Raw genomic sequence first — 21,892 nt, 5'->3', positions numbered from 1 at the left:
ACGCTCAGGGAACCAACGGGAGGAAGACCCGCATCGGCCCGGCCTCTCGGTTGGCCCACGCGTAGTAGGGCACCGCGGTGACCTCGGCGGGTACGCCCGGCAGCTGTTCGCCCACGACGTAGGGCCGGTGCAGCGGTTCGTCCTCGGCGACCTTCAGCGCGGTTGCGGTGGTGTGCAGCGTGACCACCCCACCGAGAAGGTCGCCGGCGAACTCCGGCCGCCAGGTTTCCTCACCCTTCAGGCGCAGGTCCGCCACCGCGGCGTCGGCGTGGTCGGCCTGTTCGACGCAGTAGACCAGCGGACCCCGGGTGAGCGCCACCCGCTGGTGCCCGGCCGCCACCCGCGGGTGGGTGCCGACCAGCCGTACAGGCAGGGAGAAGTCCAGCCGCACCTCGTCACCGGGCTGCCAGGTGCGGGTGAGCACGAGGTAGCCGGAACGGCGTTCGGGGGTGAGGACCTCCTCGCCCACCCGGACGGTCACCTCGCCCGCCCAGCCGGGCACCGGCAGGAACACGCTGAACTCGCGCGGCTCCGCAGGTGTCAACCGCACACTGACAGTGCCGTCCCAGGGCAGTCCGGTGCGCAGCTCCACACCGACCGAGCCGCCGTCCGGCAGGCTCACCCGGGCCGTGTTCGCGACGTACAGCTGGACCCACAGGCCCTCGTCGGAGGTGGTGTAGACGTAGCCCGGCAGTGAGGCGAGCAGCCGGGCGATGTTCGGTGGGCAGCAGGCACACGTGAACCACGGCGACCGGCGGTGGCGGCCCTCGTCGGCGAGCGGGTTCTGGTAGAAGAACTCGGTCCCGGACTGGGAGAGCCCGGGCAGCACGCCGTTGTAGAGAGCGGTCTCCACAGCGTCGCGGTAGGCCCCGTCGCCGGTGCGCAGCAGCAGCCGCCACGCGAGGAAGATGTGCGCGATCGCCGCACAGGTCTCGTTGTACGCGCGGTCGGGAAGCTCGTACGCGTCGCCGAACGCCTCGCCGTCCCAGCGCGCACCGACGCCGCCGGTGACCGCCGTCTTGTGCCCGGACAGGTCGGCCCACAGCCGGTCCACGACCGCCGCCAGTTCCTCGTCGCCGGTCTCCAGCACGACGTCGGCGGCCGCGGCGTAGAGGTAGAGAGCGCGGACCGCGTGCCCGGTGACGAACGACTGGTCGCGCAGGCGTGCGTGGTCGAGGAGGTACTCGCTGCCGTTGAGGACGCCCACGCCCCGGGAGTCCAGCTGCCACACCGCGAGCCGCAGCCACCGCTCGTCGCGGGTGGCGCGGTAGAGCTCGACCAGGGCCATCTCCAGGCACGGGTGCCCGCAGGTGCCGGGGACCTGCCCGGGCGCGAACCGCGACTCGATCTGCCCGCACGCGCGTTCGGCCACGTCCAGCAGGGCCCGGCTGCCGGTCGCCCGGAAGTGCGCCACGGCGGCCTGGGTGAGGTGCCCGACGCAGTACATCTCGTGGCGTACGACCAGATCGGTCCAGCGCTCGGCCACCCGGTCCACCGAGAAGTAGGTGTTCAGGTAGCCGTCGTCGTCCTGGGCGGCCTGGAACAGCCCGACCACCTCCGTCAACCGGTCGGCCACCGCGCTGTCGTCGGTGGACGCCAGACTCCAGGACGCGGCCTCGGCCCACTTGTAGACGTCGGAGTCGGAGTAGTACATACCGTGGAAGGGCTCTTCCGGCGCGTCTCCGGCCGCCCGGCGGAAGTTCGTCAGCGCACCGGTCGTCTCACACTGCTCGTGCTGGGCGGGAATCGTCTGTACGCGGTTCCTGTCAAGGCGGGGTTGCCAGAAGGCATCACTCACCTCGACGTCGCCCACACCGACCGGGCGTAGCCGGGCGTACGGGCTACGGGTGGTGTCGACGACTGGGGCGTGCGGGCTGGGGGTCTCGGCGGTCTCTGCGGTCATTGGCGTACTCCGTCGGTCGGCGGCATTCGGTCGGCTGCGTCGGGCGTGCGGGAAAGCGTGGGAAAGGTGGTGCAGGCATGGGAGACCAGCGGTGCACCGCTGGTCGAGCCGGGGTCAGGCGTCGGGCACCAGCGGTGCGTCGCTCGTCCACACCGGGTCGTCGCCGGTGGAGGCGGGGCAGGACGCACGGACGGCGATCGAGCACGGCAGCCGGGTGATCCCGGGCGTCACCGTGCCGTCTATCGACGCCAGCAACGTCTCCCCGACGACCCGGCCGAGCCGGTAGAGGTTCATGTCCACCGACGCGAGTGCCGGCCTGGTCGAGGCCGCGAGCAGGGTCCAGTTGTCGAAGCCGACCAGGGCAACGTCGTCAGGCACCCGGCGGCCCAGGGCGGCGAGACCGTCGGCTGCCCCGCGGGCGATCTGGTCGTTCCCGCAGAAGATGCCGTCGATCTCGGGATCGCGTTCGAGCAGGTGGCGTACGTGGGTGAAACCCATCTCCTCGCTGAACGGCCCGTAGACCACGCGCGAGTCGGGCAGGTCCAGGCCCTCCTCCGCCAGCGCGGCCCGGGCGCCGGTGACCCGGTCCCGTACGGCGGCGTAGGAGGGCGGACCGGTCAGGTGTGCGATCCGCCGGCAGCCGTGCCGCGTCAACTGGCGGACGGCGAGCCGGCCGCCGTGCTCGTCGTCGACGGTGACGCTGGTGTCGGCCGGGTCCGCGGAGACGGTATAGGCGTAGACGACCGGGAACGGCAGGTCGCGCCCCACCCGAGGTGCCGGGTCGGTCTCCCGGCCGGTCACGATCAGCCCGTCCACCCGCCGGGCGGTCAGCGCGTCGATGTAGTGGCGTTCGCGTACGGCGTCCCGGCGGGCGTCGCACAGCAGGAGACTGCAGGTGTCCGCGGACAGCGCGTCCTCGACCCCGCCGAGCAGCGCGGGAGTGAACCGGCCGTAGCCGTTGCGGGTGAGCAACCCGACCGTGTAGGTGCGGCCGCTGGTGAGCGACCGGGCGTTGCGGTTGGGCCGGAAACCCAGGTCGTGGGCGGTCTGGACGATGCGTTCCCGGGTCTCCGGTCGCATCCGGCCCTTGCCGTTGAGGCCCTTGGACGCCGTGGCGACGGAGACGCCGGCGACGCGGGCGATGTCCCGGATGGTCGGGGCCACGGCTCCTCCGGTTACGCGGACGAGAAAACGGTTAGTCGGTAGTCGCGCACTGAGCATGCACGCAGAAACGCCATACTGGCAAGGGCTGGGACCGTACGGTGCCGCCTGCTGGCGCAGTGTGGCCACCTAGTTGCGCCACAACCGGGAAATTGGTTTCTCAGTTGTTGAACCGTTGACGCGCGTTCGGCGAGCGGTCTAGCGTCGCTGCTCGTCCCCACCCCAGCCGTCGCCAGGTACGTGGCAGGAGCATGCGATGAACGACGTCAACCCTTCCGGCCTCCCGACCCGGGTCGGGCGGTGCCGGCGACGGTTTGCGCAACGCTACTTCGTGGCCGGCATCGCTCTGTCCGGCGTGAAGGGATGAGGCGGCGATGACCCAGACGACGCAGCGGACACAAGGAACACAGGGGACGCAGGCTTCGTTCCCGCTCGACGACTACACGCCGTACGGCTATCTCGACGTTCCCGAGCACACCCGGCGGCTGACACCAAAGGGCGTGCTGCGTTCCCGCGACGTCGGGTTCTGCTGGCACTTCCCCGCTCTGGCGACGTCCTACGGCGGCCGCCGCGAGACCTACCGCACCAGCGTCCGCGTCGGGGTGGACGGTGCGCTGGCGATGGCCGACTTCGACGAGGTGTGCTCGCCCTACCACTCCAAGGACCTGGTGCGGTTCGTGGCCGAGCGCGGGTCGGCCCGCTGCGAGGCGGACTTCGTGGTCGTGGGCTCGGACGTCGTGGCGGCGTTCGTCGACGCGACCGCGGAGCGGCACACGACCGTCCGTGTGGACTACACCCGGCTGGTCGGCGCCGACCACGGCTGGGGTGAGTCCGGCCTGGTGGGCCGCTCGGACACGTCCGCGGAGAACCTCCGGAACGTCGTTGTCCTGCAGGGGTTCGAGGACGGTGAGGCGTTCGCGCTGACCGTCGTGCCGACCGGCGACGCCGAAGGGGACGACCCCGGCGTGCCCGGGCTGGTCGCCGGAGTGACAGCGGACGCTGCGGAGGCCGACCGGTGGACCGCCGAGGGCGGGCACGGTGACCTTGCGGGGCCGGTGACGGTCCTGGGAGAGCCGGGGCAGGAGGTCACGCTGTCGGCGGTCGTCAGCGTCCCGGCGACGGGCCGGCGGGATCTCCTCGTGCTGCTGTCCCGCGGCCGAACGGCGGACGAGGCCACCGGCCGGTTGGCCGAGGCCGCGGAGATTGCCCACCGGGTGCGGGGCACCCGGATCCGCTCCGACGACGCGTTCTGGTCGCGAGCGCCGCGGTTGACCGGCGACTGGCCGGCGCACTGGCGGCGTGGCCTGGTCTACGACCTGGAAACCCTGCGGATGATGGTGAAACCGCCGGTCGGGATCTACCACCACGTGTGGGACGGCATGCAGATCCAGGCGCCGCGGGTGGTTCTGGGCGAGGCGGCGATCGATGCGCTGCTGTTGTCGTACGCCGATCCGCGGCTGGCCCAGGAATTGCTTCTCGGGGTGTTTGCCGACGCGCCCCTGCCCAACGTGCCGTGCTCGCGGGAGGACGGCACGTACAACATGGTGTCCGCGGACGGCACGGTGTGCGGCACCGGACCGCAGTGGGGGTATCCGTGGCCGGTCGTCCGCCACCTGTTCGCCGCCCACCCGGACGAGGCCTGGCTGGCCCGGATCTACCCGCCGATGGCGGCCTATCTCGACTGGTGGCTCGCCCACCGGGGAGACGCCGACGGCTGGCTGGTGCACGCCTGCAGCTGGGAGTCGGGTCAGGACCTGTCCCCGCGGTTCGGTGACCAGCCCCTCGGCGGCGGGCATCCCACCTGGTCCGTCCGCCCGGTCGACCTGCAGGCGACGTTCGCCGACGCCGCCGCGACGATGGCCGACCTGGCCGGTGTGCTCGGCCGGGACGAGGACGTGCGGCGGTGGCGGGACGTCGCCACCGAGTTCGCGGACCGCACCGCGCGGATGTGGACCGGCGAGCGGTACGCCGACGTCGACACCCGCACCGGGCAGCCGTCCGCGGTCGACGACGTGATGCTGCTTGCTCCCCTGGCGCTCGGGCAGGCCGGTGCCGGGCAGGTCGAGGCCCTGCGGGCGACCGTACGCGCCGCCGATCCGGACACGATCGTGTGGCCGATGTTCGCCTGGACCGCGGTGGACGCGGCCGAGGCGGCCGGAGACCACGACACCGCAGCCCGGGTGGCCGGGGGAGTCGTGGACCGGGCGTACGGGTTCTGGGACGCACGCCGGCACGAGCCGGGCCGGACGCTGCCGGGTGTGGCCTGCGAGTACTGGCCGTTGTCGGGCCGGTGCGGCGGCGAGGGATACGGCTGGGGCGCGTTCACCACGCATCTGCTGCTGGGCACGCTCGTGGGTCTGCGTCCGGAGGCCGGCGGCCTGCGGGTGCGGCCGAATCTCCCGGCCGGTCTTCGGGTGCCGGGAGAGGTGTACGGCGTGGAGCTGACGGTGCGGGACACACCCGTGCGGATCCGGCTCGAACCGACGGCGGACGGCGTGGACGTCACTGTCAACGGCCGGTTGGCGAAGCTCACGTGGGGAGAGCAGTCCCGGTGGGACTGGCACGAACTCACCAGCTGCTGACCGGCGGCTGGCAGGTACGTCGGGTCGGTACGAGCGACTGGCGGTCTGTGGAGGTGCCGGGATGCTGGGAGGACACCGGCATCGCCAAGGACGACCCCGGCCCGGTCGACTACCGCACGAGCTTCGTCGTTCCCGACCTCGCGCCCGGCGAGCGGCTCTGGCTGCGGTTCGGCGCGGTGAGCTACGCCTGCGAGGTGTACGTCGACGAGCAGCCGGTGGGTGAGCACGTCGGCATGTGGGACGCCTTCGACGTGGAGGTCACATCGGCGGTGCGGCGGGGCCGACCCGGGGAGCGGAGCACCCTGCGGGTCCGGGCCGAGAAGCCCGCCAGCCTGACCGGCGGACCGGACGCCCCACCGGTGCCCGGCCGCTATCCGACCCGGGAGACGCTGGCCGGTTTCCTGCCGTACGTCTGGGGTCACGTCCACGGCGGCATCTGGCAGGACGTCTCCCTGGTGGTGACGGGGCCGGTCGTGTTCGACGACGTGCACGCGTGGGGAACCCCCGACGGTGCGCTGACGGTGGAGACCTCGCTCTCCGGCACGGGCAAGGTCGCCTTGACGGTGACCGATCCCGACGGCGCGGTGGTGGCGGAGGAGGCCCGCGACGCCGTCGTCGGCGACGACGCCGGCGATGCCACCCCGCGTGCCGGTGCCGCGCGGTTCGACGTCCTCCTGCCTGGTCCCCGGCCGTGGTCGCCGGAGCAACCCGACCTTTACACCGTGCGCGTACGCCTGTTGCCCGACACGGCCGCCGGTCCCGGCGAGCGGCCTTCGGACGAGCGGACCGTCCGGGTCGGCCTCCGCACGGTCGCAGCCGACGGCGCCCGCCTGCTGCTCAACGGTGCGCCGGTGTACCCACGCATGATCCTGTCCTGGGGCTGGTATCCCGACGTCCTGTACGCCAACCCCGGGCCCGACCGGGTGCGCGCGGACCTGCTGAAGCTGCGCCGGATGGGGTTCAACGGCGTGAAGCTCTGCCTGTGGTTCCCGCCCGACTACTACTTCGACCTCGCCGACGAACTCGGCATGCTGGTGTGGGTCGAGCTGCCGATGTGGCTGCCGCACCCGACCGAGCACTTCCGCGGCCGGCTCGACACCGAGGTCGAACGCCTCGTCCGGGCGGCGCGTTCGCATCCGTCCGTCGTGCTCTACACCCTCGGCTGTGAGCTGAGCGCGGTGATCGGCGACGACGTGCTCGGGCCGCTCTACGCGAAGGTGAAGCGCCTGGTCGGCGACGCCCTCGTGCGGGACAACAGTGGGTCCGGTGAGGCGTACGGCGGACTGCTCACGGAGTACGCCGACTTCTACGACCACCATCTGTACTGCGAACTCCAGCACTTCCGGGAGACGCTGGAACACTTCGCGCCCGGATGGCGGGAGCCCAAGCCCTGGCTGTTCGGGGAGTTCTGCGACCTGGACACCTTCCGCGACCTGCGCCGGCTGGACGCGGCCGGCCCGCGGCCGTGGTGGGTCAGCGACGACCCCGCGGTCAACCCCCAGGGCGCCCGCTGGCAGTACGACTCCCAGCTGCACGAGCCCAGGCTGCGCGCGAACGGCTTCTGGGACAGGGGAAACCAGCTGGAGGAGATCTCCCGCAAGCAGGCGTTGCTGCACCGCAAGGTGACTCTGGAGACCGTGCGGCTGCGGGCCGACACATCCGGCTACGTCATCACCGGTGAACGCGACACCCCGATCAGCACCGCGGGCCTGTGGGACGACCTCGGCGAGCTGAAGGTGGACCCGGAGGAGTTCCGCGGTTTCAACGACGACCTCGTCGTCGGGCTGGGCTGGGACCGACGGCGGACGTGGCTGGCCGGCGGGGACAGGCCGGCGTACGGAGACCCGTGGTGCCACCCGGAAGGCGCTCTGGTCCGTGCGCACCTCGTGCTCGCCCACCACGGGCGTGAGCAGGGCTCGGTGACGGGGGAGTGGTCGGCCGGGTTCGAGGGCGCGGCCCCGTTCGCGGCCGGAACGTACGCACCGGCGGGCGTACGCGCGCCCGGGACAGTGGGTGAGCTCGCCGTCGCGGAGTTCACCGCGCCGGCGGTGGGCCGCCCGCGCCGGGCGGTGCTGCGCAACCGGACCCGGGTGGCTTCGGAAGGCAGGCACCCGGAGGAGACGATCAACTCCTGGCCGTTGTGGATCTTCCCGGCACGGCCGTTCGACGACGCCGGTGCACTCACGTTGGTCGACCCGGGCGGACCCCTGGCCGACCTGGCGAAGGTGGCGCCGGAGGTGGGCTCGGAGCTGTCACCCACGGCGGTGGCGGTCGCCACCCGGTGGAGCCGTGACCTCGACGACCACGTGCGCTCCGGTGGCCGAGCGGTGCTGCTGGTCGACGCGGCGGCCGGCGGCCCGTTCGGCACCGTCGCCGTGCCGTTCTGGCGGGAGGCCGTCAAGGTCCCCGAGCCCCACCCGGCCTGGGGCGACTTCCCGCACGACGGCTGGGTGTCGCAGCAGTTCGCCGGCTGCGCCACCGACCTGGCCCTGGACCTGGGATCGATCCCGGTCGATGCCGACGTCGACCCGATCCTGCGCCGGGTGGACGCCCGTACCGCGGAGGTGCTCGACTACGGCGCGGAGGTTCGCTGGGGTGAGGGCCGGCTGATCGTGTCCACCCTGCGGTTCGAGGGCTCGACCGGCGACCAGCCGCGGGGACTCGCTCGCAACACCGGCGCGGCCTACCTGCTCAGCCGGTGGGTGGCGTACCTGCAGAAGGAGTCCTGCGAACCAGGCCGATGAGGTCGTGGAGCAGACCTCTCACGGCGGCCGGCTCCGGTGCCTCCCTCGCACTGACCCAGGTGTGTGCGGGAGGGTCGGACCCTTCCAGACCTGCTGGACCCGGACGGCCACCCGTTCTGCCTCTGCCTGTAGGGGTTATTCGTGCAGCCAGCTGTCCCGGGCGTAACCGAGCTCTTCGAAGTCGGCCTCGTAGACAGCGTGGACGATGTCGGCGAGCTCTCGCCGATAGGCAGTGGCCAGCGGAAGGTACGGGGTGGAGTTCAGCACGTCCCCGGCCAGGGCTCGGATCCTCGGCGGCGCGTCGAGCCTGCTGAGGATGGCGTCGAAGTCGTGCCGGAAGTTCTCGAACCTGCCGAGGATGTCGTACGGGATGCAGTCCCGCTGCAGAATCCTCACCTGCACGTCGAGGTGGCCGTCCCTGACCACCTGAGGATCGTCCGACCCGGCGAGGAAACGAACGTAGTCGTCGAAGGTGACCGTGCCGACGCGGGCGCCGTTCCGGGACGGGTAGCCGAACGCTTCCCTGATCTGGTCGCGGAGCCAGTCGTACTCCCGGTCCCGGGTGTTCCCGATCTTCGACTTGTACGCGGAGAACAGACGCGCGTACGGATTGCGGACGAAGGCGAACCGCAGCCAGTCCGGCGAGGTGAGCATCGTGGCGATCTCACCGGTCGTGAAGTCCTCCAGCCGCGGACCTTCCTCGTGGACGTCGTCGGAAGCAGGAAGGCCCTCCCACGTACGCAACACCGTCTTGACGGTGGTGCAGGCGACCTTCGGAATCGCGACGCAGACGTACCGATGCGTGACCGAAACCCGAGAGTGGTAGCCCCAGGTGAGGTGCTCGTCGGATGACCGCCGCTCCTCGACGAGGGCGCTGAGTTCACCGCGATCCGTTGGCACCCGTCGATGCTGCGCGGCGTCCGAGCACGCCGTCAACGCCCTTTCACCGGTCCGGGCGATCCGCGGTGCGCCTCCCCCGGGGATCGAGTGGCCACATGCGGACGCGCAACGGCTCCCCGGCCGCGGCCTCGGTACACCTGACGGGTCGGCACCGGACAGCTCAGTAGTAGCCCTTCCGGCCGTCCAGCAGCTCGCGGATCGTGTCCAGGTGACCGACGTGGCGGGCGGTCTCCTCGAGCATGTGGAGCACCATCCACCGCAGGGTCGCCCGGGCGGCGTCGAAGTCCGGGTGGGTGCCGACGTCGTCGAGTGAGTGCGCGGCGATGATTGCGTTCGACGCCGCGCACTGACGGTCGTACTCCGCCAGCAGTTGGTCGAGCGGCACGTCGTCGGCGACGATCATGTCGGCGTCCTCGGGATCCTCGACGAACTGTGGTCCGTCGGCCGGTTCACCGGCGAAGACCACCTCGAACCACAGCTGCTCGGTCCAGCGCAGGTGCGACAGGATCCCGGCCACCGTCATCAGCGGCGAGTCCGGCAGCACCGACCGGTGCAGGTCGTCGTGACTCAGGCCCTCGCACTTGTAGTGGACGACGGCGCGCTGGAGGTCGTACCACCCCATCAGCTGGGTGCGTTCGTCGGCGACGTGCGGAGGCCTGGTTCGGGAACGGGAAGACGTCATGGCCGCAGAGCGTACTGGTGATCTCACCGGGCACCGCCCGTGGACCGCCGCCCGGACGGGGCCCAGGACCGGGCCCGGCCGGGAGGCCGTGGCTCTCCGAGGACCCAGCCCCGGGAACGTCCCCCAAGGGATAACGAGGTGTCGTAGTTGGCGGCGTTGCCTATCCTTGACCTCCGTATGGACACGCCGTCGCGATCATCGCTCGCCCAGCTGCAGGCCCGCCTCCCGGAGTTGACGCACCTCGACCGGCGCCGGCTGCAGCGCCGCATCGACGGCGTACGCAACCGGCGCGGCCGCGCAGACCACCAGGTTTCGGGCGAGATCCTCGACCAGATCGCCGCCGACATCGACGCCGCCGAGCAGCGCCTGGCCGCGCGGCGTGCCGGCGTGCCGACCGTCAGCTACCCGGAGGAACTGCCGGTCAGCCAGCGCAGGGACGACATCCTCGCCGCGATCCGCGACCACCAGGTGGTGATCGTGGCCGGTGAGACCGGTTCGGGCAAGACGACCCAGCTGCCCAAAATGTGCCTGGAGCTCGGTCGCGGTGTGAGCGGCCTGGTCGGGCACACCCAGCCGCGGCGGCTGGCGGCCCGGACGGTGGCCGAGCGGATCGCCGAGGAGCTGGACACCCCGCTGGGGGAGACGGTCGGCTGGAAGGTGCGGTTCACCGACAAGGTGAGCGACAACACCCTGGTCAAGGTGATGACCGACGGCATCCTGCTGGCCGAGATCCAGTCCGACCGGATGCTGCGGCAGTACGACACGCTCATCATCGACGAGGCGCACGAACGCAGCCTCAACATCGACTTCATTCTCGGGTACGTCAAACAGCTGCTGCCGCGCCGCCCCGACCTGAAGGTGATCATCACCTCGGCGACGATCGACCCCGAGCGCTTCTCCCGGCACTTCGGTGACGCGCCGATCGTGGAGGTGTCCGGCCGGACCTACCCCGTGGAGGTGCGCTACCGCCCGATCGTGGAGGACGCCGAGGACCGCGACCGCGACCAGACCCAGGCGATCCTGGACGCTGTGGACGAGCTGTCCCTGGAGGGTGACGGCGACATCCTGGTGTTCCTCAGCGGGGAGCGGGAGATCCGGGACACCGCGGACGCGCTGGAGAAAAGGAACCTCCCGCGGACCGAGATCGCACCGTTGTACGCCCGGCTGTCGGCGGCCGAGCAGCACCGCGTCTTCCAGCGGCACAGCGGGCGGCGGATCGTCCTTGCCACCAACGTCGCCGAGACTTCGCTCACCGTGCCGGGGATCAGGTACGTCATCGACCCCGGCACGGCCCGCATCTCCCGCTACAGCCAGCGGCTGAAGGTGCAGCGGCTGCCGATCGAGGCGATCTCGCAGGCGTCGGCCAACCAGCGCAAGGGCCGCTGCGGGCGTACGTCCGACGGCATCTGCATCCGGCTCTACTCCGAGGACGACTTCCTCGCCCGGCCCGAGTTCACCGACCCGGAGATCCTGCGGACCAACCTGGCGTCGGTCATCCTGGCGATGACGGCGGCCGGACTGGGCGACCTGGCGGCGTTCCCGTTCATCGACCCGCCGGACAGCCGCAACGTCAAGGCCGGCGTGCAGTTGCTGGAGGAGCTCGGCGCGCTGGCCACCGAGCAGGCCGGGGACGCCAAGGCTGCCACGGATGGTGGGCCTGCCGAGGACGGGGCGCGAGGTGAACGGGGCAGGCAGGAGAAGGCCGGCGGCAGGTCGGGTCGCAGGTCCCGCGGCCGCGGCGAGCGCGGCGACGGCGGCAACCGCCTGACTCCGGTCGGACGTACGCTCTCCCAGCTGCCGGTCGACCCGCGGCTGGCGCGGATGGTGGTGGAGGCCGAACGCAACGGCTGCCTGCGCGAGGTGATGGTGATCGCCGCCGCTTTGTCCATCCAGGATCCGCGCGAACGCCCGACGGGCAAGGAGGAGGCGGCGACCCAGCAGCACGCGCGGTTCGTGGACAAGACCTCCGACTTCCTCACCTACCTCAACCTCTGGGACTACCTGCGTGAGCAGCAGCGCGCCCTGTCGTCCAACCAGTTCCGCAGGCTGTGCCGCAACGAGTTCCTCAACTACCTGCGGGTGCGGGAGTGGCAGGACATCGAGAGCCAGTTGCGCCAGGTCGCCAAGTCGCTCGGCATGACCGTCGGCAAGCGAGGCGAGAACCTGGACTCCGACCGCATCCACCAGTCCCTGCTGGCCGGGCTGCTCTCCCACATCGGCCTGAAGGACAGCGAGAAGAAGTCGGAGGAGAGCGCCCGCGGATCGGGCCGTCGCTCGGCCAACGACTACCTCGGTGCCCGCGGTGCCCGCTTCGCGGTCTTCCCCGGCTCCGCGCTCTTCAGGAATCCGCCCCAGTGGGTGATGGCCGCCGAGCTCGTGGAGACCTCCCGGCTGTGGGCGCGGATCGTGGCCAGGATCGAGCCCGGCTGGGTGGAGGAGCTGGCCGGGCACCTGGTCAAGCGCAACTACAGCGAGCCGCACTGGTCCAAGAAGCAGGCAGCCGTACTGGCGTACGAACGCGTCACGTTGTACGGCGTGCCGCTGGTGGCCCAGCGGGTGGTCAACTACGGCCGGATCGACCCAGAGCTGTCCCGCGAGCTCTTCATCCGGCACGGCCTGGTGGAGGGCGACTGGGAGACCCGGCACGAGTTCTTCCACGCCAACCGCGCCCTGCTGGACGAGGTCGAGGACCTCGAGGACCGTGCCCGGCGGCGCGACATCCTGGTCGACGACGAGGCGCTGTTCGAGTTCTACGACGAACGCGTCGGCAAGGACGTCGTGTCGGGCACGCACTTCGACGCCTGGTGGAAGAAGGCCCGCCGGCGTGAGCCGGACCTGCTGACCTTCTCCATCGACATGCTGGTGAACGAGTCGGCCGAACATGTCGACGAGGCCGACTATCCCGACTTCTGGGAGGTGCCTGGCGCGAAGCTGCGGCTCACCTACCAGTTCGAGCCGGGCGCCGACGCGGACGGTGTGACCGTGCACATTCCGCTGCCGATCCTGAACCAGCTGCGCTCGGACACCTTCGACTGGCAGATCCCGGGTATGCGGCAGGACCTGGTCACCGCGCTGATCCGCTCACTGCCCAAGCCGTTGCGGCGCACGCTCGTTCCGGCGCCGGACTTCGCCCGGGCGGCCCTGGAACGCATGCAGCCACACCGTCAACCGTTCCTTGACAGCCTGGAGGCGGCGCTGCGGCAGTTCACGGGCATTCTCCTACCGCGGGAGTCGTGGGACCTCGGCAAGGTGCCGGACCACCTCAAGCCCACCTTCCGGGTGCTCGACGGCCGGGGACGCACGCTCGGCGAGGGCAAGGACCTCGCCGCCCTGAAGGAGAAGCTGCGCGGGGAGCTGAAGGTCACCCTGGCCAAGGCGGCCAGTGGGGTCGAACGCGCGAACATCCGCAGCTGGGACTTCGAGGCGGTGCCGGCGGAGTTCGCCAAGCAGCGGGCCGGCCTGTCCGTGCGGGCCTATCCCGCACTGGCCGACGCGGGCGACTCCGCCGCCATCCGGCTGTTCGAGTCCGAGGCCGACGCCCGGCGCGCGATGTGGGCGGGCACCCGCAGGCTGCTGCTGCTCAACCTGCCGTCCCCGGTGAAGTACGTCCTGGATCGTCAGTCCTACCAGACGAAACTCGCGCTGAGCCACAGTCCGCACGGCAGCGCCGCGGCACTCTTCGACGACTGCCTGGCCTGTGCGGTGGACAAACTGATGGCGGACAACGGCGGGCCGGTCCGCGACCGCGCGGGGTTCGAACGACTGCGAGATGCCGTACGCGCCGACCTGCACGACACGGTCGCCGACACCGTCGCCAGGACCGCCGACATCCTGTCCGTCGCGCACGAACTCGACACCCGGCTTCGGCGTACGTCCAACCCCGTCCTGCTGCCGGCCCTGACCGATGTCAAGGCGCAGTTGGCAGGGCTGGTGTTCCCGGGCTTCGTCACCGAGACGGGTTGGCGCCGGCTGACCGACGTGGTCCGCTACCTGCGGGCGATCGACCGCCGGCTGGACAAGGTCGCCGCCGAACCCCACCGCGACGCCGAACGCATGCGCTCGGTGCAGCAGGTGCAGGAGGCGTACGAGAAGGCCCGCGCCCGCCTGACCCGCGACGCACGCGTGTCCGGCTCGCTCAGCGCGGAGGCGGAGGAGGGGCTGCGGGAGATCCGCTGGATGATCGAGGAGCTTCGGGTCAGCTACTTCGCGCAGGTCCTGGGCACGCCCGGCCCGATCTCGGACAAGCGGATCCTGAAGGCGATCGACCGGCTCACCCGCTGAGGTTCATCGGCTGGGATTCCATCCGTCCGGGTCGACAGCGGCGTTGGTGAACGCTCCCTCGGCCAGCAAGGGAACGCTCGCACTGGCGTCCACCTCCGCCGCGACGGCGATGTCTCCGGCGAACCCGCCCGCGCGCAGTTCCCGCCCGGACGAGCAGTCGGTGAGCGCGGCCATCGGGTCTCCGGCGAGGTAAGCCGCCCTTGCCGCGTTGGCCTCCGGTGACAGCGGCCCGGTGCCGAGGTCGGCGAGTGCCGCGGCGACCGCGCCGGCTCCGAGCAGGTCCTCCAGGGCAGGACGCAGGCTGGTGTCAGGCCAGCGCTCACCGGCCGGCGCCAGCATCACCGGCCGGCCCGGGGTGCCGGCGCCCCGCTCCGTCAGCCATCGCGCCACGGCGCCCGCGTTGCGCAGGCAGGCCGCGACCACGCGCGTGCCCCGGCCGGCCGCCGCGGCGGCGATGGTGGAGCCGTTGGGGGAGGGAAGCACCAGCCGCGGCACGAAGGGCGCGCCCCGCAGGGCCGCGGGCGACAGTGACCACGGTGTGGACGCGGTGACCTGCCGGCGCCCCACGGCCAGCGCGGCCTGCCGACGACCGGCGAACGCCGCGGCCGTGCCGTCGCGCCACGGGTAGGGAAGCACCTGGATTCCGCGTTCGGTGGCGACGGTCACCGCGGTGGTGAAGGACAGCACGTCGACCACGACGAGCCAGCCGGAGTGGTCGCCCGCCAGTCGCTCCGCTCCGGTCGGCCCCCACTCCAGCCGTACGCCGAAGGACTCCTGTGCCCACCAGCGTTCACCGTGCACGGCGGGCAACCTACGGCTCGCGGCGGGAGTTGGCGATGATCGCGGCCAGCGGGGGCATCAGCGCGGCCACCACGGACATCACGACCGCTGCCACGAGCGAGAAGTGCCGGACGACGACCCAGGCGAGAACGAACAGGCCGACGCAGGTGCCCATCAGGAGAAGGTAGGTCTTTCTGCGTCCCATCGTTGATCCAGCATGTCACACGCCGCCGCCTGAGACACCCTCCAGTGCCCCGCCCTGTGGTGACCGGTTTCGGTGCACGGCCAGGAAGGCCGACCCCGGCCGCATCGTTGACAGCTCGGATTCAGCGCTCCTAGCCTCCCGAGAAATCGATTACTCGGTGTGCGAGGAGACTCGTCATGAATCGACTTCCCACCCCTCCCGAGCGACCGAGCAGCTGTTCTCGGCGCACATTTCTGGGCCGTGTCGGTGGTGCGGCATTGCTTCCGGCATTCGGCTCGGTCCTGGCCGGCTGCGGTGGGGAGGGCGATTCCGGGCCCGGTGGGGCCACCTCCGGCACGGTCACCTTCGTCTACTACGGCGATGCGGAAGCGCAGAAGGCCTACGACAAGCTGTTCACCAAGTTCCGCAAGAAGTATCCGAAAATCACCCTGAAGGCTCAGGGCATCGCCGCCGACTCGTGGGCCGGTTTCGCGAACACCGTGGCGACCCGCCTGGCGGGCGGCCAGTCGCTCGACGTGGTGCAGATCGCGACCGAGGGGCAGCGAATCTTCGCGTCCAAGCAGCTGCTCGAGCCGCTGGATCCCTATATCCAGAAGGACAAGGCGGCGGTGGACGCCTACTACGCCGACACTCCGCCCAACCTGCGGAAATGGCTGAAGGAATACGCCTCGCCCGATGGCAAGACGTACTTCATGCCGGGCGGTTACAACACGATGGCGCTGTATCTGAACACCGAGCTGTTCGGGAAAGCCGGGCTTGACATCCCGCCGGCCTGGACCTGGGAGGAGTTCCGAACCGCCGGCAGGACGATCAAGGAGAAGACCGGAGCGTATCTCGGTGTGGCCGCAGCGGGCTATTTCACCGACGTGATGCCCTGGCTCACCAACAACGGAACCTCGGCGCTCAGCGCTGACTGGAAGACCGCGCAGTACGACTCGCCCGCTGCGGTCGAGGCGCTGACGTTCGCCCGATCGCTGGTCGTCGACGGCCTCGCTCCCAAGCCCGGTGGCAACCTGGAGGCGGCGACCCTGATGGCGAAGGGCAAGCTGGCCACGCTCGGCGGCGGACGCTGGCCGACCAACGACCTGCGCCGGGTCAAGTTCGTCGACAAGGTGCGCCTGGTCCGCTGGCCGAAGAACGCAGGCGTCGGTTCCCCGGTCGGCTGGGATGCCTGGCCGATCCTGAAGAAGTCGAAGAACAAGGACGCGGCCTGGACCCTGATCAAGTACCTCATCTCGGAGCAGTTCGGCGACGCGATCACCACCGGTGGCGGCGGTGCCGTACCTGCGCGGATCTCGGATGCGACCGGTCCGAACTTCCTCAAGGACGCACCGCAGAACACCGAGCTGCTGGTGGAGCTGCTCAAGGACGCGACGCCGATCCCAGGACCGGACCGCGGAGCGGAGTGCCAGAAGGTGATCGAGGAGGCGTGGCTGCAAGGGATCAGCGGCACCAAGGAACCGCAGTCAGCGCTGACCGAGGCGAACAAGAAGCTGCAGGACCTGCTCCGATGACCGTGGCGACCGGTGCCGTGCTGCGCGGCCACCGCGACTCGGGAAATGCGCCTCGCCCGGCCGGGATCGGGCGGGCGAACACGTTGGCGGGCTGGCTCTTCCTGTCTCCTTCCCTACTGCTGTTCGCCCTGTTCATCCTCGGCCCGTTCCTGGTCGGGCTTGCCATGTCGTTGTTCTCCTACGACCTGCTGACCCCGCCGAAGTTCGTCGGCCTGGACAACTTCCATCGGCTGGTTCACGACGCTCTCCTGCTGCACTCGCTGCGCAACACGTTCGTCTTCGCGTTCGCCTCCGTGGTCACTCACCTCCTCGGCGGTCTCCTTCTGGCGATCGCGGTGAACCGGGGCATCAACAAGGTGCTTTCGTACTTCGTCCGCACAGCCGTCTTCTTTCCCTTCCTGATCTCCTGGGCGGCGGTTGCGCTGCTGTGGAAGTACGTTCTCGACCCGACGTTCGGCATCTTCAGCTACTACCTGAAGATGGTGAGCATCGATCCGCCGGACTGGTTCACCGATCCGTCCTGGGCACTGCCGTCGATCATCGGCATCGACTTCTGGCACACCATCGGCTACACGTTCCTGATCATGCTGGCCGGCTTGCAGACGGTTCCTTCGCAGATGGTCGAGGCGGCCCGCTGTGACGGTGCGAACAGGGTGCAGACGTTCTTCCACATCACGCTGCCGATGATGTCGCCGACCATGTTCTTCGCCTCGGTGATCACCTTCATCGGGGCCTTCCAGATCTTCGACCCGATCCAGATCATCACCCGCGGCGGGCCCAACGACTCCACGATCTCCGCGGTCATGTACCTCTACCAGACGACGTTCCAGGCGTTCCAGGTCGGCTACGGATCGACCATCGCGCTGGCGGTGTTCGTGGTCATCATGCTGGTCACGCTGCTGCAGTTCTGGGGTTCCCGGAAGTGGGTGCACAACGCATGAGCGCGGAGCCTGGCCTTTCACCGGTTCGCCACCACCAGCGGGGGCGCCCGCTCCGGGTCGGCCGGTTGCTGATCAGCGTGGTCCTCCTCGTGATCGGCGTACTGATGGTGGCGCCACTGGTGTGGATGATCAGCACCAGCCTCACCGAACCGGTGGAGGCGTTCCAGTTGCCGCCGCGGTGGTTGCCCATCCCGTTCAGCCTGCAGAGCTTCGACGAGATGGCCGGCCTGATGCCGATCGGCCGGATGGCGCTGAACAGCCTGATCGTGGCGGTGATCAGCGTGGTGGGTTCGCTGTTCACCGCATCGCTGGCCGCGTACTCGTTCTCCCGAATCCAGTTCCGCGGCCGCAACCAGGTCTTCTTGTTGTTGCTCAGCGCGCTGATGGTGCCGGGCCAGCTCACGATCATCCCGATCTTCATCCTGATGCGCCGGTTGGAGCTCGTCGACACCCTGGCCGCGCTGTGGCTGCCTGCGCTGATCAACGTGTTCGCGATCTTCTTCCTGCGCCAGTACTTCAACACGATCCCGAGAGAACTGGACGAGGCCGCCCGGATCGACGGCGCCGGACACCTCCGGATCCTGTTCCAGGTGATGATTCCGCTGGCCGGACCGGCGCTCTCGGCACTGGCCATCCTCGGCTTCGAGGCCTCCTGGAACAACTACTTCGGCCCGCTGATCTTCCTCTCCACACCGGAGAAGATGACCCTGCCGATCGGACTGGTCACCCTCTCGGCGGGCCAGGGCGGCGGCCCGGCCGGAGTGGTCTTCGCCGGCATCACGATCGTCGTCGTACCGACGTTGGTCGTCTTCGTCGCGTTCCAGCGGGCGTTCATCGAAAGCGTCGCCTCGATCGGGATCCGTGGATGACCATGCACTCGCGAGGATGGCCGGTGCTGGACGACGCACCTGCGCCGCATCCGGATCCGCTTCGCCGCGCCGTCACGCTGCTCTGGCCCAATCTGCCGGTGCTGCTCGCGGGATCCGGCCTCGCTGTGCTGCCGCTCGGTGTGGCCCGGGTGCTGGCGCCGGTGCTCGGGACGGCCGGTACGACGTTGCTCGGTGCCGCCTTTCTGTTCGCGGTCACGCCGCTGCTGAGGACCGCGATGGTGCTGCTGGCCGGTGAGCACCCCGGTCTCGGCAGGCTCGTGCGCGGGATCGGACGGGATCTGAGGACGGCGCTGCCGATGGCCGGGCCGCCGGCGGTGGCTGCCGTGCTGACCGCGGTCGCGGTCGAGGCATGGACCGTTCACGGGCAGTTGTGGGCGGTCGGGTCGGTGGCCGCGGGCGGGGCGGCGACGGTGGTCGCGATGGCGATCCTGACGGTGGCGCTGCCGTACCGGCTGTACGCCGACCGGTCGGCTGGGAGCTGCCCGGCCAGGGATGCCTGGCTGATCGGCCTCTACGCGGCCACCAGGTGTCCGGTGCCGGTGCTCGGCACCTTGTGCGCGATGGGCCTGTTCGGTTCGGTCCTGCCGTCGGTCAGCGTGGCGCTCGGCTTCCTCGGTCTCGGTCCGCTGGCGCTGCTGTGGGCAGCGGCCGCCACCGCGAGCCTCGATCGCGGCCGGGCACTTCTGGACCGTCATGCAAAGACGAACCATCCCCGAGTACGTGAGACAGGACGACGATGACTGCTGCTGACTGGCCGGTGCTCCGCTCCTACGACGCCGCTCACCTGAACCGGATCGCGCTGCCGCTCGGCGGCATCGGCACCGGCACGATCTGCCTCGGCGGCCGGGGTGACCTGCGCGACTTCGAGCTCGGAAACCGCCCCGCCAAAGGGTTCCGGCCGGACGTGATGTTCGTCGCCGTCCGGGCAGCGACCGGGGACGGCCCCGCCACGACGCTGGTGGCCGAGGGACCGCTGCCGGTCGAGGACTACGAGGGCGCGTTCGGCTCGCCCGCACCCAACCATGGCCTTCCGCGCTTCGCCGACTGCGAGTTCGATGCGGCCTACCCGTTCGGCCAGGTCCGGCTGCGCGACGACGCGTTCCCGCTCGAGGTCACCGTGCAGGGGTTCAACCCGTTGGTGTTCGGCGACACCGCGACCAGCAGCCTTCCCGTCGCGGTGCTGCGCTACCGGCTGCACAACCCTGGTGCCGAACCGGTCCACACCACGACCGTCATGTCGATGAGCAACCTGGTAGGTGCCAACGGCACGTCGGAGGAGACCGGAGACAACCAGAACACCCTGCGTACGTCGGGATCGCTGCACGGCATCACGATGACCGCGCCCGGCCTGCCGGCTGATGCCGAGGCCGCGGGCGAGCTGAGCATGGTGATGGTCGCACCCGCCGGTGCGCAGGTCAGCCACCGCACCCGTTGGGCGGACCTGAGCTGGGGCGGCGCGCTGCTGGACTTCTGGGACGACCTCGCCGAGGACGGCCTGCTGGAGGAGCGGGAGTCGCCGACCGTGCGACCGGTGGCGTCGTTGGCCGCGAAAGTGGCCGTGCCCGCGGGGGAGACGATCGACGTCACATATTTGCTCACCTGGAACTTCCCGAACCGCCGGGCCTGGAGCGGTTCGGGAACGCACCTGGGGGAGTACGGCGACACGGTGATCGGCAACGCCTACTCGGTCGCGCATCCGGACTCGTGGGCGACTGCCGCCATGGTGGCCGTGCGCCTCCCCGAACTCGAACGCGCCACGCTGGACGCGGTGCACGCGGTGGTCGACACCGACGCTCCGGCAGCACTGCGGGAGGCGGCACTGTTCAACCTCAGCACGCTGCGCAGCCCGACCGTGTTCCAGTCTGCGGCCGGTGACTACTACGGCTGGGAGGGAGTCGGCGACCGCGTCGGGAGCTGCCACGGAACGTGTACGCACGTGTGGGGGTACGAGTTCGCGACGTCGCTGCTGTTCGCACCGGTCGCCCGGTCGTTCCGGACCACGCAGTACGCGCGCTGCACCGACGAGTCCGGCCTGATGAGCTTCCGTGCGGGCCTCCCGGTCGAGGAGTCGCGGAGTTGGGGACTGGCGGCGGCGGACGGTCAGATGGCGTGTCTGGTGCACCTCTACCTCGACTGGAAGCTGCGCGGTGACCAGGACCTGCTTCGTTCGTTGTGGCCGGCGGCGCGGCGCAGCCTGGAGTTCTCCTGGATACCCGGCGGCTGGGACGCCGACCGGGACGGTGTGATGGAGGGTGTCCAGCACAACACGATGGACGTGGAGTACTACGGGCCCAACCCGCAGATGGGGGCGTGGTACCTCGCGGCGCTGCGAGCCGCCGAGGAGCTGGCCCGCGCCGTCGGGGAGCCCGACTTCGCCGAACGTTGCCACGCGTTGTTCAAGAGCGGCTCGGCCTGGCTGGACGAGAATCTCTTCAACGGCGACTATTACCGGCACGAGGTGCGCCCGGTCGCCGACCCCGACGAGATCGCCGAGGGCCTGCGGCACCGCAGCATGGGGTCCGCGAACACTGTCAACCCCGACTTGCAACTGGCCGACGGGTGTCTCGTCGACCAACTGGTGGGCCAGTACGCCGCGACGCTGGCCGGCCTCGGAGCGCTGCTGGACGAGGAACACGTTCGTTCGGCACTGCTCGCGGTTCACCGGCGCAACTTCCGCCGCGGGTTCGCCCACCACTTCAACCCGATGCGCAGCTTCGTCCTCGGGGACGAGGCGGCTGTGCTGATGTGCACGTACGACGAGGACAAGCGCCCGGTGCGGCCGTTTCCGTACTTCGGCGAGGTGATGACGGGGTTCGAGTACACCGCTGCCACGGGACTGCTGCAGGTCGGTGAGGCCGAACGCGCGATGGAGATCGTCGATGCCATCCGGTCGCGATACGACGGCCGCAGGCGCAACCCGTTCGACGAGGCCGAGTGCGGGCACCACTACGCCAGGGCGATGGCCAGCTGGTCGGCGTTCGCGACGTGGAACGCCATCAGCTACTCCGGCGTCAACCAGGTCCTGACAGTGGGGGAACGGCGTGCGTCCGGGTCGGCGTTCTGGTCGACAGGTTCGGTGTTCGGCACCTGGGAGCCGAGCAGCTCCGACGGCCCGGGCCGGCTGAGGGTGGTGGGCGGCGAGCTACCGCTGAAGTCGCTGAAGGTCGGCGGTCGTACGTACCGACCACCCACGGCGATCCTTCGTGCCGGCGAGGTGTGGAAAGTGGTCTGAGCCGAAGGTCCGGCGGACGAGTATGGACCGTCATGCCGCCTCCGGTGTCGCCAACCGCCGGCGGGCGGTCACGCCAC

Annotated in this window: 14 protein-coding genes; 8 read left to right on the top strand and 6 right to left on the bottom strand. The window is 70.2% G+C overall.

Annotated elements, in window-relative coordinates:
- Nucleotides 1-4: 4 nt before the first annotated feature.
- The gene (locus ABZV93_RS13640) at nucleotides 5-1,903 is read right to left on the bottom strand and encodes a beta-L-arabinofuranosidase domain-containing protein (protein WP_354934563.1); all 1,899 of its coding nucleotides are present in this window, start codon (nucleotides 1,901-1,903) and stop codon (nucleotides 5-7) included.
- Nucleotides 1,904-2,017: 114 nt separating this feature from the next.
- Complete coding sequence (locus tag ABZV93_RS13635) at nucleotides 2,018-3,067, bottom strand: LacI family DNA-binding transcriptional regulator (protein WP_354934560.1); 1,050 nt, start codon at nucleotides 3,065-3,067, stop codon at nucleotides 2,018-2,020.
- A 371-nt stretch (nucleotides 3,068-3,438) separates the two neighbouring features.
- On the opposite strand from ABZV93_RS13635, the gene ABZV93_RS13630 reads away from it, so the two are divergent.
- Both ABZV93_RS13630 and ABZV93_RS13625 read left to right on the top strand, forming a co-directional pair.
- A complete protein-coding gene (locus ABZV93_RS13630; RefSeq protein ID WP_354934557.1) occupies nucleotides 3,439-5,646 on the top strand; it encodes a hypothetical protein in 2,208 nt (735 codons plus the stop codon).
- Entirely contained in the window at nucleotides 5,616-8,390 is a 2,775-nt protein-coding gene (locus tag ABZV93_RS13625) for a hypothetical protein (protein WP_354934554.1), read from the top strand. The genes ABZV93_RS13630 and ABZV93_RS13625 overlap by 31 nt, the downstream gene beginning before the upstream one ends.
- Before the next feature lie 135 nt (nucleotides 8,391-8,525).
- Here ABZV93_RS13625 and ABZV93_RS13620 read toward each other — a convergent pair whose 3' ends face one another.
- Together ABZV93_RS13620 and ABZV93_RS13615 are read right to left on the bottom strand one after the other, a co-directional pair.
- A complete protein-coding gene (locus ABZV93_RS13620) occupies nucleotides 8,526-9,290 on the bottom strand; it encodes a sulfotransferase family 2 domain-containing protein (protein WP_354934551.1) in 765 nt (254 codons plus the stop codon).
- Nucleotides 9,291-9,450: 160 nt separating this feature from the next.
- The gene (locus ABZV93_RS13615; RefSeq protein WP_354934548.1) at nucleotides 9,451-9,972 is read right to left on the bottom strand and encodes a DinB family protein; all 522 of its coding nucleotides are present in this window, start codon (nucleotides 9,970-9,972) and stop codon (nucleotides 9,451-9,453) included.
- A 177-nt stretch (nucleotides 9,973-10,149) separates the two neighbouring features.
- Here ABZV93_RS13615 and hrpA point away from each other — a divergent pair, with 177 nt between their 5' ends.
- On the top strand, nucleotides 10,150-14,253 hold the full coding sequence (gene hrpA / locus ABZV93_RS13610) for an ATP-dependent RNA helicase HrpA (protein WP_354934545.1): 4,104 nt from the start codon (nucleotides 10,150-10,152) through the stop codon (nucleotides 14,251-14,253).
- Between the two features lie 3 nt (nucleotides 14,254-14,256).
- Here hrpA and ABZV93_RS13605 read toward each other — a convergent pair whose 3' ends face one another.
- Nucleotides 14,257-15,054, bottom strand: coding sequence for a 2-phosphosulfolactate phosphatase (locus ABZV93_RS13605; protein ID WP_354934542.1), 798 nt, complete (start codon nucleotides 15,052-15,054; stop codon nucleotides 14,257-14,259).
- A 10-nt stretch (nucleotides 15,055-15,064) separates the two neighbouring features.
- Complete coding sequence (locus tag ABZV93_RS13600; protein WP_238341294.1) at nucleotides 15,065-15,238, bottom strand: DUF3099 domain-containing protein; 174 nt, start codon at nucleotides 15,236-15,238, stop codon at nucleotides 15,065-15,067.
- A gap of 257 nt (nucleotides 15,239-15,495) precedes the next feature.
- Between ABZV93_RS13600 and ABZV93_RS13595 the strand changes: the two genes are divergently transcribed.
- Genes ABZV93_RS13595 through ABZV93_RS13575 form a run of 5 tightly spaced genes read left to right on the top strand, consistent with a single transcriptional unit; the run spans nucleotide 15,496 to nucleotide 21,815 of the window.
- Nucleotides 15,496-16,752, top strand: coding sequence for a sugar ABC transporter substrate-binding protein (locus ABZV93_RS13595; RefSeq protein ID WP_354934539.1), 1,257 nt, complete (start codon nucleotides 15,496-15,498; stop codon nucleotides 16,750-16,752).
- Nucleotides 16,749-17,693, top strand: coding sequence for a sugar ABC transporter permease (locus tag ABZV93_RS13590; RefSeq protein WP_354934536.1), 945 nt, complete (start codon nucleotides 16,749-16,751; stop codon nucleotides 17,691-17,693). The genes ABZV93_RS13595 and ABZV93_RS13590 overlap by 4 nt, the downstream gene beginning before the upstream one ends.
- Nucleotides 17,690-18,562, top strand: coding sequence for a carbohydrate ABC transporter permease (locus tag ABZV93_RS13585; protein ID WP_354934533.1), 873 nt, complete (start codon nucleotides 17,690-17,692; stop codon nucleotides 18,560-18,562). The genes ABZV93_RS13590 and ABZV93_RS13585 overlap by 4 nt, the downstream gene beginning before the upstream one ends.
- Nucleotides 18,559-19,323, top strand: a complete 765-nt coding sequence (locus ABZV93_RS13580; protein ID WP_354934531.1) for a hypothetical protein — start codon at nucleotides 18,559-18,561, stop codon at nucleotides 19,321-19,323. Before ABZV93_RS13585 ends, ABZV93_RS13580 begins: the two co-directional genes overlap by 4 nt.
- Nucleotides 19,320-21,815: a GH116 family glycosyl-hydrolase gene (locus ABZV93_RS13575; protein WP_354934528.1), complete on the top strand. Its 2,496-nt coding sequence runs from the start codon at nucleotides 19,320-19,322 to the stop codon at nucleotides 21,813-21,815. The genes ABZV93_RS13580 and ABZV93_RS13575 overlap by 4 nt, the downstream gene beginning before the upstream one ends.
- Nucleotides 21,816-21,892 lie beyond the last annotated feature (77 nt).

This window comes from Actinopolymorpha sp. NPDC004070, assembly GCF_040610475.1.
Classification (GTDB): domain Bacteria; phylum Actinomycetota; class Actinomycetes; order Propionibacteriales; family Actinopolymorphaceae; genus Actinopolymorpha.
This window is presented reverse-complemented; position numbering and strand designations above follow the sequence as displayed.

Coding starts and splice junctions, on each gene's coding strand:
- ABZV93_RS13640 (WP_354934563.1), bottom strand. CDS start 1,903: ATGACCGCAGAGACCGCCGAGACCCCCAGCCCGCACGCCCCAGTCGTC.
- ABZV93_RS13630 (WP_354934557.1), top strand. CDS start 3,439: ATGACCCAGACGACGCAGCGGACACAAGGAACACAGGGGACGCAGGCT.
- ABZV93_RS13615 (WP_354934548.1), bottom strand. CDS start 9,972: ATGACGTCTTCCCGTTCCCGAACCAGGCCTCCGCACGTCGCCGACGAA.
- hrpA (WP_354934545.1), top strand. CDS start 10,150: ATGGACACGCCGTCGCGATCATCGCTCGCCCAGCTGCAGGCCCGCCTC.
- ABZV93_RS13600 (WP_238341294.1), bottom strand. CDS start 15,238: ATGGGACGCAGAAAGACCTACCTTCTCCTGATGGGCACCTGCGTCGGC.
- ABZV93_RS13590 (WP_354934536.1), top strand. CDS start 16,749: ATGACCGTGGCGACCGGTGCCGTGCTGCGCGGCCACCGCGACTCGGGA.
- ABZV93_RS13585 (WP_354934533.1), top strand. CDS start 17,690: ATGAGCGCGGAGCCTGGCCTTTCACCGGTTCGCCACCACCAGCGGGGG.
- ABZV93_RS13580 (WP_354934531.1), top strand. CDS start 18,559: ATGACCATGCACTCGCGAGGATGGCCGGTGCTGGACGACGCACCTGCG.
- ABZV93_RS13575 (WP_354934528.1), top strand. CDS start 19,320: ATGACTGCTGCTGACTGGCCGGTGCTCCGCTCCTACGACGCCGCTCAC.